At 73.7% G+C, this 15,605-nt stretch carries 17 protein-coding genes; 7 read left to right on the forward strand and 10 right to left on the reverse strand.

Annotated elements, in window-relative coordinates:
- Window positions 1-25: 25 nt before the first annotated feature.
- Window positions 26-562: a hypothetical protein gene (locus UW392_RS64440; RefSeq protein WP_320784803.1), complete on the reverse strand. Its 537-nt coding sequence runs from the start codon at window positions 560-562 to the stop codon at window positions 26-28.
- 883 nt (window positions 563-1,445) lie between these two features.
- On the opposite strand from UW392_RS64440, the gene upp reads away from it, so the two are divergent.
- On the forward strand, window positions 1,446-2,081 hold the full coding sequence (upp, locus tag UW392_RS64445; RefSeq protein ID WP_320784786.1) for a uracil phosphoribosyltransferase: 636 nt from the start codon (window positions 1,446-1,448) through the stop codon (window positions 2,079-2,081).
- Between the two features lie 22 nt (window positions 2,082-2,103).
- Here the strand turns inward: upp and UW392_RS64450 are convergent, their stop codons facing one another.
- From UW392_RS64450 to UW392_RS64470, 5 genes are all read right to left on the reverse strand, one after another.
- A complete protein-coding gene (locus tag UW392_RS64450) occupies window positions 2,104-2,745 on the reverse strand; it encodes a LytR C-terminal domain-containing protein (protein WP_320784804.1) in 642 nt (213 codons plus the stop codon).
- A 209-nt stretch (window positions 2,746-2,954) separates the two neighbouring features.
- Complete coding sequence (locus UW392_RS64455) at window positions 2,955-3,251, reverse strand: type II toxin-antitoxin system VapB family antitoxin (RefSeq protein WP_004943146.1); 297 nt, start codon at window positions 3,249-3,251, stop codon at window positions 2,955-2,957.
- Between the two features lie 174 nt (window positions 3,252-3,425).
- Window positions 3,426-3,569, reverse strand: a complete 144-nt coding sequence (locus tag UW392_RS64460; protein ID WP_320784787.1) for a hypothetical protein — start codon at window positions 3,567-3,569, stop codon at window positions 3,426-3,428.
- A gap of 80 nt (window positions 3,570-3,649) precedes the next feature.
- Window positions 3,650-3,991: a hypothetical protein gene (locus UW392_RS64465; protein ID WP_320784788.1), complete on the reverse strand. Its 342-nt coding sequence runs from the start codon at window positions 3,989-3,991 to the stop codon at window positions 3,650-3,652.
- A 195-nt stretch (window positions 3,992-4,186) separates the two neighbouring features.
- Window positions 4,187-4,801, reverse strand: a complete 615-nt coding sequence (locus tag UW392_RS64470) for an HhH-GPD-type base excision DNA repair protein (RefSeq protein WP_320784789.1) — start codon at window positions 4,799-4,801, stop codon at window positions 4,187-4,189.
- Between the two features lie 69 nt (window positions 4,802-4,870).
- Here UW392_RS64470 and UW392_RS64475 point away from each other — a divergent pair, with 69 nt between their 5' ends.
- The 3 genes from UW392_RS64475 to UW392_RS64485 all read left to right on the forward strand — a co-directional run bounded on the left by UW392_RS64475 (window position 4,871) and on the right by UW392_RS64485 (window position 8,376).
- Window positions 4,871-5,377: a cupin domain-containing protein gene (locus tag UW392_RS64475; RefSeq protein ID WP_320784790.1), complete on the forward strand. Its 507-nt coding sequence runs from the start codon at window positions 4,871-4,873 to the stop codon at window positions 5,375-5,377.
- Window positions 5,374-6,138, forward strand: coding sequence for an SDR family NAD(P)-dependent oxidoreductase (locus UW392_RS64480; protein WP_320784791.1), 765 nt, complete (start codon window positions 5,374-5,376; stop codon window positions 6,136-6,138). Before UW392_RS64475 ends, UW392_RS64480 begins: the two co-directional genes overlap by 4 nt.
- A gap of 135 nt (window positions 6,139-6,273) precedes the next feature.
- The gene (locus tag UW392_RS64485) at window positions 6,274-8,376 is read left to right on the forward strand and encodes a copper resistance CopC/CopD family protein (RefSeq protein WP_320784805.1); all 2,103 of its coding nucleotides are present in this window, start codon (window positions 6,274-6,276) and stop codon (window positions 8,374-8,376) included.
- 36 nt (window positions 8,377-8,412) lie between these two features.
- Here the strand turns inward: UW392_RS64485 and UW392_RS64490 are convergent, their stop codons facing one another.
- The 4 genes from UW392_RS64490 to UW392_RS64505 are packed head-to-tail and all read right to left on the reverse strand — an operon-like array spanning window position 8,413 to window position 12,513.
- Entirely contained in the window at window positions 8,413-9,153 is a 741-nt protein-coding gene (locus tag UW392_RS64490) for an ANTAR domain-containing protein (protein ID WP_320784792.1), read from the reverse strand.
- The gene (locus UW392_RS64495) at window positions 9,150-10,019 is read right to left on the reverse strand and encodes a GAF domain-containing protein (RefSeq protein ID WP_320784793.1); all 870 of its coding nucleotides are present in this window, start codon (window positions 10,017-10,019) and stop codon (window positions 9,150-9,152) included. The genes UW392_RS64490 and UW392_RS64495 overlap by 4 nt, the downstream gene beginning before the upstream one ends.
- Before the next feature lie 23 nt (window positions 10,020-10,042).
- On the reverse strand, window positions 10,043-11,914 hold the full coding sequence (locus UW392_RS64500) for a CheR family methyltransferase (RefSeq protein ID WP_320784794.1): 1,872 nt from the start codon (window positions 11,912-11,914) through the stop codon (window positions 10,043-10,045).
- Window positions 11,914-12,513: a chemotaxis protein CheB gene (locus tag UW392_RS64505; protein ID WP_320784795.1), complete on the reverse strand. Its 600-nt coding sequence runs from the start codon at window positions 12,511-12,513 to the stop codon at window positions 11,914-11,916. Before UW392_RS64505 ends, UW392_RS64500 begins: the two co-directional genes overlap by 1 nt.
- A 256-nt stretch (window positions 12,514-12,769) precedes the next feature.
- On the opposite strand from UW392_RS64505, the gene UW392_RS64510 reads away from it, so the two are divergent.
- The 3 genes from UW392_RS64510 to UW392_RS64520 all read left to right on the forward strand — a co-directional run bounded on the left by UW392_RS64510 (window position 12,770) and on the right by UW392_RS64520 (window position 15,396).
- The gene (locus UW392_RS64510) at window positions 12,770-13,159 is read left to right on the forward strand and encodes an STAS domain-containing protein (RefSeq protein WP_320784796.1); all 390 of its coding nucleotides are present in this window, start codon (window positions 12,770-12,772) and stop codon (window positions 13,157-13,159) included.
- Window positions 13,160-13,654: 495 nt separating this feature from the next.
- Complete coding sequence (locus tag UW392_RS64515; protein WP_320784797.1) at window positions 13,655-14,329, forward strand: RNA polymerase sigma factor; 675 nt, start codon at window positions 13,655-13,657, stop codon at window positions 14,327-14,329.
- Window positions 14,326-15,396, forward strand: a complete 1,071-nt coding sequence (locus UW392_RS64520) for a CU044_5270 family protein (protein WP_320784798.1) — start codon at window positions 14,326-14,328, stop codon at window positions 15,394-15,396. The genes UW392_RS64515 and UW392_RS64520 overlap by 4 nt, the downstream gene beginning before the upstream one ends.
- Window positions 15,397-15,605: the final 209 nt, after the last annotated feature.

The following is a 15,605-nucleotide window of genomic DNA, read 5'->3' on the forward strand; positions in this document are numbered from 1 at the left end:
GACTCGGGTACGGGGTCGGATGCGGTCAGCGGACGGTCTCCAGGACCTCCGAGGCGCCCAGCGACTCGGCGATCTCCATGAGCGCGTCCTCGGAGAGCGAGCGCAGTTCCTTCTCGCTCACGCCCAGGTCCTCCAGGACCTCGGCGTCGCCCACCGGGCCGTGCGGTACGGCGGAGTCGGCGGCGGGGGTGTCCGCCGCGTCGTCGGCCTCGTCGGCGTTGGCCTCGCCGTCCTCGGTGCCGTCGAGGTCGAGGGCGTCGAGGTCGGCGGCGTCGTCGGGTTCCCGGCCGAGCAGTTCATCGGTGAGCAGGATCTCGCCGTAGCTGCTGCGGGCAGCGGCGGCGGCGTCGGAGACGTAGATGCGCGGGTCGTCCTCGCCGTCCACCCGGACGACACCGAACCACCCGCCCTCCTGCTCGATCAGGACGAGGACCGTGTCCTCGTCGGGAGAGGCTTCCCGGGCCAGGTCGGCCAGATCCGACAGGGTCTCCACATCGTCGAGCTCCGTGTCGCTCGCTTCCCACCCGTCTTCGGTGCGCGCGAGCAGTGCGGCGAAGTACACCGTGACTCTCCCACTGTTCATAGGCGTGCCGGTTGGGGGTCCCCCCGGCGGAGGTCTCGGGCGGGCCAGGAGCGGGCTCCGAGCCCCACCCACTCGGAATCGTGGCAGAAACACGGCCGTCAGGGGATGTCTTCGACTCCCTGTGTCCGGCCGCCGTGATCGTGGATCCGTCCCGGTGGCGGTTCCGCCGACGAACACGCCGGAACCGCGTCGCGAGGGGCTCCGTCAGCACACTCGTCGCCGCCACGTGCGGATCGTACGCGGCTTTTCACGGCCTCAGCGCACGCCCGTCGGAGCAACACCGGCGCGGCGCGGGATCTTCCCCGTACGGGCGCCCGCCCGGCCCTACCAGCGGAACGTACGCATCCGCATCTGCCGTCGCAGCCGGGCGGTCTTGGCCCGGCGCGGCTGGACCCGGTCCCGCAGCTCCAGGGCCTCCCGGCGCTCGCGCAGGAACTGGGCCCGGCGCCGACGACGGTCGGCATCCTGGTCGGCGGAGGAGGGAGAGGAAGAGGGGGAGGAGGGAGAGGGGGAGGAAGGAGAGGGGGGCGCAGAGGAAGAGGCCGGTGCCGGCTTCCCCGCGGGGGCCTTCGGCTCCGCCGTCCTCGGCTGCGGTGTTCCGCGCGCGTCCGCGCCCCGTCCTCGCCCCGAGCCCTTCCCGGCACGCTTCTCCGCTCCCGGTTCCGCTCCCGCTCCCGGTTCCGCACGCCCGGACGGCGTGTTGTGGACTTCCCGGTCTGGCACAGTCTCACCACCCCGCGTCATGTTCCTGTCGCCTTCCCTCCTCGGAGGGGTTTGACGCAGGCGTGCGGGTCAAGCGCGCGGCGGGGGCTTGCCGGGCGCGGGGACGTCGCTGTCCGGGGGCCCGGTTACTGTGGTGGACATGCGTCTCCACGTCGTCGACCACCCCCTGGTCGCCCACAAGCTCACCACTCTGCGCGACCAGCGCACCGACTCCGCGACCTTCCGCCGTCTCGCCGACGAGCTGGTCACCCTGCTCGCCTACGAGGCCACGCGCGACGTGCGTACCGAACAGGTCGACATCCGCACACCGGTGGAGACGACCACCGGTGTCAAGCTCTCCCACCCGCGTCCGCTGGTGGTGCCGATCCTCCGGGCCGGCCTCGGCATGCTCGACGGCATGGTCCGCCTGCTGCCCACCGCCGAGGTGGGCTTCCTGGGCATGGTGCGCAACGAGGAGACGCTCCAGGCATCGACCTACGCCACCCGGATGCCGGACGACCTCTCCGGCCGTCAGGTGTACGTCCTGGACCCGATGCTGGCCACCGGCGGCACCCTGGTCGCCGCCATCCAGGAGCTGATCCGGCGCGGTGCCGACGACGTGACGGCCGTGGTGCTGCTGGCCGCGCCCGAGGGCGTCGAGGTCATGGAGCGCGAGCTGGCCGGCACGCCGGTGACGGTCGTGACCGCCTCGGTCGACGAGCGGCTCAACGAGCAGGGCTACATCGTGCCGGGCCTCGGCGACGCGGGCGACCGGATGTACGGGGCGGCCGAGTAGGACCCCGGGGCCCCGGGGAGCCTCAGCAGCCCTTCTTCCCCTTCTCCGCGCTGGGGGCCGGGGAGGGGGAGGCCAGCGCGGCCAGCGCCGTGTCGGCCGCCGCCTTCTTCGCCAGGCCCTTGAAGCCGTCGCCGATGATGAGGTCCACCGAGGTGTCCTTGCGGGCGGCGTCGGTGCGCTGTTCGGCGGCGGGCAGCTGGGTGCCGAGCACGGGCAGCGCGGCCTTCAGGGACGCGGCCGGGCCGAGCAGCACCCCGGTGCCGTCGACCTTCTTGTCGTACTCCTTGGGCGCGTTGCCGACGTCGCCGATGCGGAAGCCGCGCTTCTTCAGCTCGTCGGCGGTCTTCTGGGCGAGGCCGCCGCGGGTCGTCGCGTTCAGCACGTTGACGGTGACCTTCCCCGGCTTCGGCAGGGCGACGGGGGTCGACGAAACGTTCGTTCCCGCAGATTCGGCGGAGTCGGGGGAGCTGCACGCGGCGGCGGCGCGATCGGCCGCCGACGCCTCGTCGCCGCCGGTGAAGACGTCGACGAGCTGCCAGGTGCCCCAGCCGAGCACGCCGAGAACGGCGACACAGGCGACGCCGAGGAAAGCGAGCCGGCCGTGCCTCCGGGGAGGCCGCATCCGCGGGTACTTGTCACCCGTGATGCGGTACTTGCCGCCCATGCCGGGGGGAGTCAGCATGCTCATGAACGCAGCGTAGTGCTCCCGGGCTGCAATGCCTACTAGATGATCATTCGATGGCGCGTGGCCGGCCCGATGCAACCCGAAAGGGTCAAGAACCGGCCTGAGCGACGGGCGTCGGAGCGTCCGTTCGAGCGTCGGCCCACGGTGTCGACCCGCGATGTCGGCCCGCGGTGTCGACCCGGGTCGCGTCAGTCGAGTTCGAGGACGCGGGCGTGCAGCACCTGGCGCTGCTGGAGCGCGGCGCGGACCGCGCGGTGCAGGCCGTCCTCCAGATAGAGGTCGCCCTGCCACTTCACGACGTGCGCGAAGAGGTCGCCGTAGAACGTCGAGTCCTCGGCGAGGAGCGTCTCCAGGTCCAGCTGCTGCTTGGTGGTGACGAGCTGATCGAGGCGGACCGGGCGCGGCGCGACGTCCGCCCACTGCCGGGTGCTCTCCCGGCCGTGGTCGGGGTACGGCCGGCCGTTTCCGATGCGCTTGAAGATCACACGGAAAGCCTACCGGGCCAGACGTTCCGGGCGCAGCCATGGAGGCCGAGTGCGGGGCTGAAAAAGACGGAGCAAAGAGGGGGAAACACGGGAAACGAGGACATCGGCCGGGTGTTCCCGTCCGGCGCGGCGGGGACGGCGGACGCCGCCGCTCCCGCCGCCGGTGACGGTGGGTCAGCCGCGTTCACGCTCCGGTGCGGGGCGCCGGTCCCGGTCCCGGTCGAGGGGGCGGGTCGGGGCGGGCGGGGGCTCGGGGGTGGTGCGGCTCGCCTCCGCGCGCAGGAGGGCGCGCAGGACGGCGTACGGGTCCTTGAGCATGGGGGGTTCTCGTCTTCCCTGGTCGCTGTGTACGCGCAGTGCGTACGTCGGTCGCGTGGGCGGGCCGGGGGCCGGTCCGCTCAGCAGCGCAGGACGACGGAGCGTGCGGGGCGCGGGAAGGGCGGGGGCTTGACCGGCGCGAGGCCGGGGCAGCGCGCGGCGGGCGGGCGCGGAACGCCCGGCGGCGGCGCGGGACGCCGGGGCGCGGCCGGGCGCCGGGTGCCGCGTGCGGGGGCGCGCAGGGCGGTGTCGAGCAGGTCGTACTCGGCGGCCGCGGAGCCGTCGCCCGCCACGGCGGCGGGCGGCGGGGTCGCCGCCTGCGCGTGGGCCGTCGGCACGAGCAGGGCGAGCAGCAGGACCAGCACCCGCGGCCAGGCGCTCCGGCGCGCGGCGCGGACGGCGGGGTGCGGTACGGGGCTCACGTCAGGTCGTGTCCCCGCTGGGCGTACGCCGCCCCTCGCGCCGCACGCGAGATTCGCTCACCCGGCGTACAGAGGCCGCTCGGTGGCTCGGTCATGTTTCATGCTGGGCCCGGCCGGGCGGGGGCCGCGACCCCGGTTGGGCCGGTAGGGTCCTCCGCCCCACAGGCTCGTCCCCCCGGGCCCCGCCCCCAGCCCTCACTTCTCCCCGGTGGTCCTCGACGCCTTGGCCGCCTTGGTCGCCTTGGCCGCCGCCTTCATCTCCTGCTTGTGGGCGCGGACCTTGGCCAGGGACTCGGGGCCCTCGATGTCGGCGACCGAGCGGAAGGCGTCCGGTTCGCCGTACGCGCCGGCCGCCTCGCGCCAGCCGTCCGGGCGGACACCGAGCTGCTTGCCGAGCAGCGCGAGGAAGATCTGCGCCTTCTGCTTGCCGAAGCCGGGCAGCTCCTGGAGGCGCTTGAGCAGGTCGCGGCCGGTCGCCGCGGACCGCCAGACGGCCTCGGCGTCACCGTCGTAGTGCTCCACCAGGTACCGGCACAGCTGCTGGACGCGGCCCGCCATCGAACCGGGGTAGCGGTGCACCGCCGGTTTCTCCGCCAGCAGCGCGGCGAACTCCTCCGGGTCGCGGGCGGCGATGTCGTGCGCGTCCAGGTCGTCCGCGCCCAGCCGCCTGGCGATGGTGGCGGGGCCCTTGAAAGCCCACTCCATCGGGATCTGCTGGTCGAGCAGCATGCCGGTCAGCGCGGCGAGCGGACTGCGGCCGAGCAGCTCGTCGGCCTCGGGGTCCTGGGCGAGGTGAAGGGTGACGTCCATGCCCCGATGATCGCGCGTGGGTCTGTGGACCGCGCGCGGGTGCCCGCCGCGCGCGCGTACGCTCCCCGGATGAGCCAGCCGCGCCGGACGGCCCCGCCGTCCCCCGAGGACCTCGTCGCCCACTACGGCCTGGAGCCCATCCCGCGCGAGGGCGGCCTGTTCCGGTCTACCTGGGCCGGGCCCGACCGCGGTGACGGCCACCCGGCCGGTACCGCCATCGTCGCGCTGCTGACCGCCCGACCGGACGACTTCTCCGCCCTGCACCGCCTGCCCACCGACGAGGTCTGGCACCACTACCTCGGCGATCCGATCACCCTGCTGCTCCTCGCCCCCGACGGCGCCACCCGCACGATCGTGCTGGGACCGGACGTCCTGGGCGGCCAGCACGTCCAGTACGTCGTCCCCGCCGGCACCTGGATGGGCGGCCGGGTCACGGCGGGCGGTGCCTGGACCCTCTTCGGCTGCACCATGGCCCCCGGCTTCACCGACGCGGACTACGAGCACGGCGCCGCGGCCGACCTGACGGCGCGCTACCCGGCCGAGGCCCGCCGGATCGTGGAACTGTGCCGCCCATGAAACTCATCGACGGACAGACCGCCCTGGTCACCGGCGCGGGCGGCTCCATCGGCCGGGGCATCGCGCTCCGCCTCGCCGAGGAGGGCGCGGCGGTCGCGGTCCACTGCCGTACGTCGGTGGAGGCGGCCGGTGACGTGGCGGCACGGGTCAGGGCACGCGGCGGACGGGCCGTCGTCCTGCGCGCCGACCTCACCGACGACGACGCCTGCCGCCGCCTGGTCGAGGAGGCCGCCGACTGGGGCGGCGGCCGGCTGGACGCGCTCGTCAACAACGCGGCCGTCCAACCGGTCCGCCCTCTCGCCGAGATGACGGCCGCCGAGTGGCGGACCGTGGTCGACACCGACCTGACCAGCGTCTTCGCCTGCACGGCAGCGGCAGCGGAGGTGATGCGCCGCACCGGCACCGGCGGCACCGTCACCCACATCGCGTCCATCGAGGCCCGCGCCCCCGCCCCCGGGCACGCCCACTACGGCGCAGCCAAGGCCGCGGTCGTCCAGCACGCCCGCGCGGCGGCCCAGGAGTACGGGCCCTGGGGCGTCCGCGTCAACACCGTCTCCCCCGGCCTGACCGACCGGGACGGCCTGGCCGAACAGTGGCCCGAGGGCGTACGGCGCTGGCTCGACGCGGTGCCCGCCGGACGCCTCGGCCGCCCCGAGGACATCGGCGACGCCTGCGTGTTCCTCGCCTCCCGGCTGGCGTCCTTCGTCACCGGCCACGACCTGGTGGTGGACGGCGGGGTGACCGCCCGCCCGTCCTGGTGAGCACGGCGCCCCCGCGGTCCGTATCCCACCCCGACACGACGGGGCGCGGGACGAGGTGGTGACGTGGAGCGTGACGGAGACCGAGAGCGCCGGGCACGGCGGGACGGACGGGGACGCCGGGCGGTCCGGGGGCTGGTGCTGCTGGGCGCCGTGCTGGGCCTGCTCCTCCTCGGCGGTGCCGGGCCCGCGTCCGCCCACGCCGCCCTCACCGCCACCGACCCCGGCGACGGAACCGTCCTCCAGCGCGCCCCCCGCCATCTCACCCTGACCTTCAGCGAGTCCGTCGGCCTGCGCGACGACTCCTTCCGCGTTCTCGCCCCCGACGGCCACCGCGTCCGCACCGGGGAGGCGGACCGTGCCGACGGCCGGTCCGACACCGCGCGGGTCGCCCTGCCGGACCGGCTCGGCGACGGCACGTACACCGTCGCCTGGCGGGTGGTGTCCGCCGACAGCCACCCGGTCTCCGGCGCGTTCACCTTCTCCGTCGGCGCGCCCTCCGCCGGGGCCGCCCCCGTAACCGGCGCGGACGACGACCCGCTGACGGTCTCCCTGTGGACGGCCACGCGGTTCCTCGCCTACCTCGCCGCCGCGCTGCTCGTCGGCACGGGCGTGTTCCTCGCCGTGTGCCGGCCGCCCGGCGCCGGGCGGCTGCGCCCCCTCGCGGCGGCGGGCTGCTGGACCCTGGCGGCCGCCACCGCCGTACTCCTGCTGCTGCGCGCCCCCTACGAGGCGGGCACCGGACCGGCGGCGGCCCTCGACCCCGGTGCGCTCGGGCGGACGCTGACCACCCGGCCGGGACTGCTGCTGGCGGCGCGGCTGGTGCTGCTCGCCCCGGCGGCGGCATTGCTGGCCCGCCTCCTGCGCGGCGCCCCGGCAGGGCGCGGCGAACGTGTCGCGGGCGCCGCCGTCGCCACCGCGCTGGCCCTGACCTGGTCCGGCGCCGAACACGCCGCCGCGGGCCCGCAGGTGCCGGTGGCGCTGGTGTCGTCCGTACTGCACCTGCTGGCCACGGCGAGCTGGCTGGGCGGGCTCGCGGCCCTGCTGGTCCTGCTGCGCCGCCGTCGGGTTCCGGCGGGGCCTGAACTACCGGCCGCCGCCGTCGCCCGGTTCTCCCGGCTGGCCCTGACCTCGGTGATCGTCCTGGTCGCCACCGGCGTCTACCAGTCCTGGCGCGGCCTCGGCTCCTGGACAGCCCTCACCGGCACGCCGTACGGCAGGCTCCTGACGGCCAAGGCGATCACGGTGGCCGCGCTGGTGACACTGGCGGCGGTGTCCCGCCGCTGGACGAGCCGACTGGGGGCGTCGGTGGGGGGCGTGCGGGTCGCCGTACCGGCGGGGGAGGCGCGGGTCGCCGTACCGGCGGGGGACGTGCGGGATGCCGTGCCGGCCGACACCTCCCGCACCCCCACGGCCGTCCACGCACGGATCTCCGTACCGTCCGGTGGCCCGCCCCCACCGGACGCCGGAACGCCGCCTCTCGGCGGACCGGACGCCGGAACGCCGCCCCTCGGCGGACCGGGCGCCGGAACGCCGCCCCTCGGCGGGAGAGCCGAGACGGAGGCGGAGGTCGAGCCTGTTGCCGTGGACGGGCACGCGCGCGTGAGCACCGACGCCGATGCCGACGCGGACGGGCGTGTCGCCGACTCAGACGCGGACGCGGACGCGCGTGTCGACGACGCAGACGCGGACGAGGGTGCCGCCGACGCCGGCGTGCACGCGGGCGGTGACGAGGCGCGGGTCTCGGAGGACCCCCGTCGCCGGTCCCTGCGCCGCTCCGTGCTCGCCGAAGCGCTGGTCGCCGCCGTCGTCCTCGCGGTGACCACCGTGCTGACCGGCACCTCACCGGGCCGTGCCGACGAGGAGGCGGCCCGGGTCGCCCCGGCCGGCGCGCTGCTGCCCGCCTCCGTCACCACGATCCCGTTCGACGTCGGCACCCCGGACGGCGAGGGCACGGTCCAGGTCACCTTCGATCCCGGCCGTACCGGCGACAACGCCGTGCAGGCCGTGGTCTTCGGGGCCGACGGCGGGCTGATCTCCGTACCGGAACTGCGGCTGTCCTTCACCCTGGAGGCGCGGGACATCGGCCCGATCGACGCGGAGCTGGTCGACCGCGGCGGCTACTGGAGCGCCAACACCGTCACCCTGCCGCTCCCCGGGACATGGACCCTGCGGGCGACGGTCCGGGTGTCGGAGGTGGACCAGACGACCGCGGTCCGGCGGGCGCGCATCACGCCCTGAGCCCGCCGGGCCGCCGGGATGCCGCCCCACGCACCGTCAGAACGGGCCGCCCCCGGTCAGTTCCGGGTCGGCGCGGCCCTCGACCACCTCGCGCGCCACGTCGCGTACCGGCCGCTGCCGTGACCGCGCGTACTTGCGCAGGATGTCGAAGGCGTCCTCCGGGGAGAGGTTGCGCAGGGTGACGAGGACGCCCTTGGCCTGTTCGATGATGACGCGGCCGGACAGGGCCTGTTCGAGCTGGGCGGTGAGGGTGCGGCTGCGGTCGGCCTCGCGGGCCCGCTCCAGCATCAGCGCGGTGAAGTCCGCGAGCGACGTGCCGAGGGTCACCGCGCCCGGCGAGACGGAGCGCGGCGCGCGGGAGAGCAGTACGAGGGCGCCGTTGGCGGCGGGCCGGGAGCGCAGCGGCAGGGCCATCACATGCGTGTAACCCAGCCGCAGGGCGCGCGGGGAGTAGTGCGGCCAGCGCTGCCGGACGATCAGGCTGTCCAGGGACTCCTGGGCCGGCGGACGGTCACCGGCCTGCCGGCAGTCGTGGCCCGGTCCCTCGCGCCACTCGGCGGCGTCCTGCTCCAGGCGGGACACCTGTGGGTCGGAGCCGGCGACCAGGGCCGGTTCCCGGCCCTCGGGGGCGAACACCACGGTCGCGGCCCGCACGCCGAGCAGGACCGGAGCGCGGTGGGCCAGGACCGACAGGGTCCTGGGCACGTCCAGGGGACCGGCTTCGGTGCCGCCTGCCAGGGCGACGAACGCGTTGGCCAGCCGCTGTTCGGGCGTCATGGCATCTCTTCCTCAGAGGGTTCGCGGTCTCCGCGCATGATGCGCCGGGCGATCGTGTCGGGGGACACCTCCTCGGCGAACGCCCGCGCCTTGATCAGTGCCAGCGCGTCGTCGACGGGGTGGCCGAGCTGGACGGACAGGACCCCGGCCGCCTGGTGCACGACGGCCCGGAAGTCGGCGCCGCCGTAGAGGTCCGGGTCGGCGTCCGGGTCGAGCAGCACGATGTGGGTCAGGGCGGCGGCGACCTCCGAGAGCCGGCCGGGGTCCGGCTCCGCGGGCCGCGACCGGAAGACGGTGAGCGTGCCGACGCAGTTGTCCGGTGTCTGCAGCGGCACGGCGGACACCGAGGCGATGCCCAGGGAGAGCAGGGAGGGGCCGTAGCGCGGCCAGCGCTCCTCGATCGCGGAACCGGCGGCGTGCACCGCGCGGCGCTGCGTCGCCGCGTCCTGGCCGGGTCCCTCGTCGAGCACGTACTCCAGGTCCTGGGCGCTGCGCGAGCGGTGGTCGGACCCGGCGACGGTGAGCTGGTGGCGCTGTGAGTCGAGCAGGGCGACCGCCGCGCTGCCGGTGCCGCAGGCCTCGGCGACCACTGTCATGAACCGGGGCCGGGTGGCCCCGCCCTCCGTCCACGCGGCGGCACGGTCGGCGAAGTCGTCCTGGAGGCGCGCGGTGGCGTGGTGGCACTCGGCGGATCTGCGGTGCCGTTCCGCGATCATCGCGTGGTACTCCCGGCCGGGGGCCTCGGCCAGGCGCTCGTTGCGCGCGGCGGCGGCCTCCGCACGGGCCGCGCGCTCGCGCGCCAGCGCCGCGCGGCGCCTCGCCACCGCCGCCAGACCGAGGTCTCCCCTGTGCCCTTGCGGGTCCATGCCGCCCAGGCTACGCCGAGGGGTCAGCCGGAGGTACCGCTTCGGCTCTCTTCCATCATCAGGACGACCCCGCCGTGCCGTCCGCCGAACGGCGAGCAGAACACGTCGCAGGTGAAGGGCCGGCCGATCCGGCTGCGCGCCTGGAGTCCGACCGGGCCGGACCGCTTGCGGCTCTCCAGGCACCGCTCCACCACGGAGCGCAGGTCCTCGGTCGGCAGCCCGAAGTCCAGGTCGAAGAAGGGCTGGCCGGCCACCTCGTCCTCGCGCAGCCCCCACAGATCGGCCGCGCCGCGGTTCCAGCTCTTGACCCGCAGGTCCCGGCCGAGGACGACCACGCCCGCCGCGATGCTGGTCAGGACCGCCTCCTGGAAGGCCCTGGCCTCGTCGAGCTCCTCCGTGCGGATGCGGAGCTCCTCGTTCATCGTCTCCAGTTCCTCGTTGCCGGACTGGAGTTCCTCGTTGGTGGTCTCCAGCTCCTCGTTGGTCGACTGGAGTTCCTCGTTGGTCGTCTCCAGTTCCTCGATGCTGGACTGGAGTTCCTCGTTGGTGGTCTCCAGCTCCTCGTTGGTCGACTGGAGTTCCTCGTACGCCGTCTCCAGGTCCTCGCGGACCCGCTTGATCTCGGCCTTGAGCCGGGTGGCGACGGTGACGTCGGTGAAGGAGATGACGGTCGCGGCGTGCAGCCCCGAGGGCCCGGCGATCGGCTGGATCAGGATGTCGAAGTGCTGGGTCTCCTCGCCCACCTGGCGGTCGACCTGGCTGACCCGCAGCGCCCGGCGCTCGTGCGTGGACTGGTCGATCAGTGAGCGCAGCTCGGTCGGCCGGTAGGAGACCTCCAGGTCCTGGAAGGGCCGGCCGAGGTCACCGGTGGTCAGGCCCAGCTGGGTCCGCGCCTGGCTGTTGATCACCGAGACGACGCCGTCGTTGTCGAGGGCGATCACCGAGGTCGGCCCGGCGTCGAGCACCAGGTCGCGCAGTTGGCGGGTACGGGTCACCGAACGCATCTCGCTCCGCGCGCTCGCGCTGGATCTGATCTTCAGCGGCGGCGGGTGGTAGGTGAGGCCGGCGTCGGAGGCCCGGCGGCGGAAGACCCGCTGGCGCATGTTGACGACCTCGAAGCGGTCGCTGTCGTTCAGCAGCATCTCGGCCTTGCCGAGGAAGAGGTGCCCGCCGGGGCGCAGGGCGAAGTGGAAGCGGTCGACGATGTTGGTCTGCGCCTCCACGTTGAAGTACATCAGGGTGTTGCGGCAGATGAGCAGATCGAGCCGGGAGATCGGGGCGTCGCGGGTGATGTCGTGCCGTCCGAAGATCACCCGGCGGCGCAGATCGGGGATGAAGCTGAACAGCGTGCCGTTCTGCTCGAAGTACCGCTCCCGGATCTCGGAGGGCAGCGGCTCCAGCGACCGCGTGGTGTACAGCCCGGAGCGGGCCTCGCGCAGCGCCTCGTCGTCCACGTCCGTGGCGTAGATCTTGACCCGGCGCACGCACTCCTCGATGCCGAGGGTCTCCGCGAACATGATGGCCAGGCTGTACGCCTCCTCGCCGCTGGAGCAGCCCGCGCTCCACACCCGGATCTCCTGGTCCGGCTCCAGGGCCGAGATCAGCTCGGGGACGACCTCGTGCTGGAGGAAGGTCCACGCCTCGGGGTCGCGGAAGAAGGAGGTGACGTTGATCAGGATGGTGTTGAAGAGCGCGACGAACTCGTCGGCGTTGGTTTCGAGGAAGTCCTGGTAGTCCGCGTGCGAGGCGATGCCGACGTCGGTCATGCGCTTGCGGATGCGCCGGGAGAGCGTGGAGCGCTTGTAGCCCGTGAAGTCGAAGCCGCGGGCCTCCTGGATGAACTGGAGCAGTCCCTCCAGCGCCGCGCTGTCCTCGGGCTCCTGTGTCTCGGCCATCACTGCCTTCCCGTCTCGACGAGCCCGCGCACGACTGCGGGGATCTCCTCAAGAGGTAGCACGAAGTCCACCGCGCCCGTGTCCACAGCCGAGTGCGGCATTCCCGAGAACTGGGCGGTGAGCGGGTCCTCGACGATCACCGTGCCGCCGCGTGCCTTGACCGCGCGGACGCCCATCGCGCCGTCCTGGCCGGAACCGGTGAGCACGCAGGCGATGACCTGGGTGCCGTAGGCGCCGGCGACGGACTCGAAGAGGAGGTCGGCGGAGGGGCGGACGAAGTGGACCAGCTCCGTGGCGGTCAGCTCCAGGACACCGGCGGCGTCGACGAGGAGGTGGCGGTCGGGCGGGGCGACATAGACCACACCGCGCCGCACCCGTTCGCCCGCCTCCGCGAGCTTCACGTGGAGCCCGGTCCGGCGGTCGAGCACCTCGGCGAGCACCGTGCGGTGCCGGGGATCGAGGTGCTGGACGACGAGCACGGGCACGGGCAGTTCAGGCGGCAGCGCGCCGAGCAGCGCACTCAGCGCCTGGATACCGCCCGCGGACGAGGCGATGGCGACGACGGTGAACCGCTCTGTGGGTGACTTGTCACGCGTCACGTCACGAGCCTAGCGGAGTGAACGACAGGACGGTGTAAGCACGTATCTCAACTCTGGCGAAGCATTTTCACGGGATTCCACCCGAACGGTGTAACTCCCGCGCAAGGGAAGCGTTTCTCCCCGGAACCCCGACACAGCCCTCACACCGCCCGTCCTACAGTCGGACGCATCGCCGCCCTTGCTCCCGGTGGCCGTGTACCCCTCTCCGCCCGCTTCGGCACCGAGGCGTGTGCCCACGAAACACGGAGACCCCCCGATGACCCGGGAGCCCCCCGCTTCTGCGACACCTTCCTCTCCTTTCCCGCAGCTGCGCGTCCACGAGACGGCCGGCCGTACCGTCGTCCAGCTCATAGGCGAGATCGACTTCGCCGTGGTGCTGCGCGTCACCGCCCCGCTGGACACCCTCACCGCGGGCCCGCGGCCCGACCTTGTGATCGATCTCGGCCCCGTCGACTTCCTGGACTGCAGCGGGCTGGGGCTGCTGTGCCGCGTACGGCGCCGCACCGAGGAGCGCGGCGGCCGGCTGACGCTCGTCTGCACCGACCCGGGCGTCCTGAAACTGCTGCGTATCGTCAAGCTCCGAACGGTGTTCCACGTGGTGGACGCCCTGGACGACGCGCTGGAGAGCCGCCGCCCGGCGAGCTGAACGCGCGCGTGCCGCTCACGGACAGCACGCAGATATCCACGGACAGTCCGAAAGGTGGTCTGTCGTCCACCGTGGAAGTCGCTCTACTCTGCTCGTCGCGAGGTTCGTCCGGGAGCGACCCGGAGCGTCCTGCTCCCTGAACTCCTCGCCGCGGCCACCGCACCGTCGGTGCGGTGCGCCGTCATCGGCCCCTTGTCCCCGGGCCGTGGGAGAGCCGACCACCGAGCCGGCCGGAGCCCACGTCCTCGCAGCGGACACGGAGGGCACCGGCCCCGTCCTCCCGGCCCGGTTCGAGCCGGGGCATACTCCCGCATGCCCCAGCGGCCGGGAGGACGATCCCCGCGCGGGGACCTTGCGACAGAGGGGGAGGTCCACGCGCAAGGCGGCCGTCGCCGACCGAGGGCGACGGCCGCCGCCGTTCCCGCCGCTGTGGCCCAGCTCACGAGGAACCGTTCCGTCCTCACGGAGAGATGAAGGTGTGAGGTGTGAACGGACATGAGTGATCGTTTGCGTGCGCGCGTCCGGGCGGGCGACCGGGACGCTTTCGCGGAGCTGTACGAGCAGTACGCGCGCACCGTCTACAACTACGCGTACCGCCTGACCGGCGACCCGTCGACGGCGGAGGAGGTGATGGGGGACACCTTCCTCGACGCCTGGCGCGGCCGCGAGCAGCTCCACGCCGACCCGGAACCGGACCAGGGCTCGCTGAAGCCGTGGCTGCTCGGCATCGCGACCAACAAGGCCCGCAACGCCAACCGCGGCACCGGCCGGCGCCTCGCCTTCCTGGCCCGCCGCTCCGCGCCGGAGCCGGTGGCCGACTTCGCCGACGAGACCGCCGGGCGGATCGACGACGCCCGCCGCCTGGCCGCCGTCCGCGAGTCCCTCGGCCGGCTCCGGAGCGCCGAACGGGAGGTGCTCGCCCTGTGCGTGTGGTCCGGACTGGACTACGAGCAGGCCGCGCGCGCCCTGGGTGTCCCGGTCGGCACGGTCCGCTCGCGGCTCTCCCGGGCCCGCGCGCGGCTGCGCGGACTGACGGACGACCACCTGGCGGACGAAAAGTCGAAAACCGGCCCTGATCGTACGGAACTCCCCTCCCGCCGCGGAGAGATGAGAAGCGAGACCGCGTTCGCGGCTCTGTCGGCCCAGCAGATGAGGGAGGCCCCCCGATGAACGCCGACGGCTCCGGATCCGACCGGACGGTCCACGACGACCTGCGCCGGCTGCTGCCGCCCCCGCCCGAGCGGGACCTCGCTGCCGACCGGCACTCCCTTCACAAGGACCGCCTGATGCAACTGATCGACAACGACCGCGGCCCCTCCGCCGCCCCGGCCCCCGCGCCGCGCCGCCGCCCGCTCCGCCCCGCGCTGTGGATGCCGCTGGCGGCCACCGCGCTGGCCGGCGTCGTCGCCGTCACCCTCGTACAGGGCCCCGGGGACGGCGACTCCGGCACCACCACCGACGCCACCGCCGGCGGGGACAGCGCCGTCGTCCTGCTCCAGCAGGTCGCCGACGTCGCCGCGGAGACCGACACGGTCCGGGTCCGCGACGACCAGCTCGTCTACCTCAAGTCCCTGGAGACGGGCGCGGAGGTCCAGGACGACGGCCGGTACGTGCCCCAGGAACTGAGCCGGTCCGAAACATGGATCAACCAGGACCCGGCACCGACGAAGAAGCTCGCCGAGGTCTACCAGGACGGCGCGTACTACCCGACCACCGAACTGCTGCCGGAGGGTTCCCCGGGCGTCCCCGCGGGCATCGACCGCCCGACCTACACCTGGCTGAGCACGCTGCCCACCGACCCCGACGCCCTCCTCGACCGCCTCTACGAGCTGACGGCGGACGACGTGGACGCCGACCGGGACAGGAACCTGGTCGTCTTCCGGTCGATCGGCTCGCTGGTCGGCGGGACGTACATGCCGGCCGAGACCGCCGCCGCCATGTACGAGGCCGCCGCGCGGATTCCCGGGGTGACCCGCGAGGCGGACTCCGTCGACGCGGCGGGCCGCCACGGCATCGGCATCCGGTACGTCGACGAGGAGTGGGGCGCCGCCACCGAGTGGGTCTTCGACCCGGCGACCCTCACCTACCTCGGTGAGCGCACCTATTTCGTCAAGGACAGCGCAGCCGGAAAGAAGGGCTTGGTCATCGAGGAGTACGCCGTACTGGAGCGAGCGGTGGTGGACCACTACCGCGAGCGGCCGAAGAAGACGGCCGCGGACACCTCCGGCGCCGCGTAGCGCGACGGCGGCAGTCCTCGCCGGGCGACCCCCACCCGGCGAGGACAGGAGACCCCCCGGAACAACCCCGGACACCCACCGGACCAACCCCGGACAGTCGAAGGGCCCCACCGCGAACGGTGGGGCCCTTCGACATCGTGCCCGGTGAGGCACTGGCGGAGGATACGAGATTCGAACTCGTGAGGGGTTGCCCCCAACACGCTTTCCAA

This window comes from Streptomyces sp. CRN 30, assembly GCF_034105845.1.

What these genes read in the sequence shown, in the direction of transcription:
- UW392_RS64520 (WP_320784798.1), top strand. Translation starts at nt 14,326, where the DNA reads ATGAACGCCGACGGCTCCGGATCCGACCGGACGGTCCACGACGACCTG.
- upp (WP_320784786.1), top strand. Translation starts at nt 1,446, where the DNA reads ATGCGTCTCCACGTCGTCGACCACCCCCTGGTCGCCCACAAGCTCACC.
- UW392_RS64490 (WP_320784792.1), bottom strand. Translation starts at nt 9,153, where the DNA reads ATGACGCCCGAACAGCGGCTGGCCAACGCGTTCGTCGCCCTGGCAGGC.
- UW392_RS64470 (WP_320784789.1), bottom strand. Translation starts at nt 4,801, where the DNA reads ATGGACGTCACCCTTCACCTCGCCCAGGACCCCGAGGCCGACGAGCTG.
- UW392_RS64500 (WP_320784794.1), bottom strand. Translation starts at nt 11,914, where the DNA reads ATGGCCGAGACACAGGAGCCCGAGGACAGCGCGGCGCTGGAGGGACTG.
- UW392_RS64460 (WP_320784787.1), bottom strand. Translation starts at nt 3,569, where the DNA reads ATGCTCAAGGACCCGTACGCCGTCCTGCGCGCCCTCCTGCGCGCGGAG.
- UW392_RS64450 (WP_320784804.1), bottom strand. Translation starts at nt 2,745, where the DNA reads ATGGGCGGCAAGTACCGCATCACGGGTGACAAGTACCCGCGGATGCGG.
- UW392_RS64515 (WP_320784797.1), top strand. Translation starts at nt 13,655, where the DNA reads ATGAGTGATCGTTTGCGTGCGCGCGTCCGGGCGGGCGACCGGGACGCT.
- UW392_RS64495 (WP_320784793.1), bottom strand. Translation starts at nt 10,019, where the DNA reads ATGGACCCGCAAGGGCACAGGGGAGACCTCGGTCTGGCGGCGGTGGCG.
- UW392_RS64475 (WP_320784790.1), top strand. Translation starts at nt 4,871, where the DNA reads ATGAGCCAGCCGCGCCGGACGGCCCCGCCGTCCCCCGAGGACCTCGTC.
- UW392_RS64480 (WP_320784791.1), top strand. Translation starts at nt 5,374, where the DNA reads ATGAAACTCATCGACGGACAGACCGCCCTGGTCACCGGCGCGGGCGGC.
- UW392_RS64510 (WP_320784796.1), top strand. Translation starts at nt 12,770, where the DNA reads ATGACCCGGGAGCCCCCCGCTTCTGCGACACCTTCCTCTCCTTTCCCG.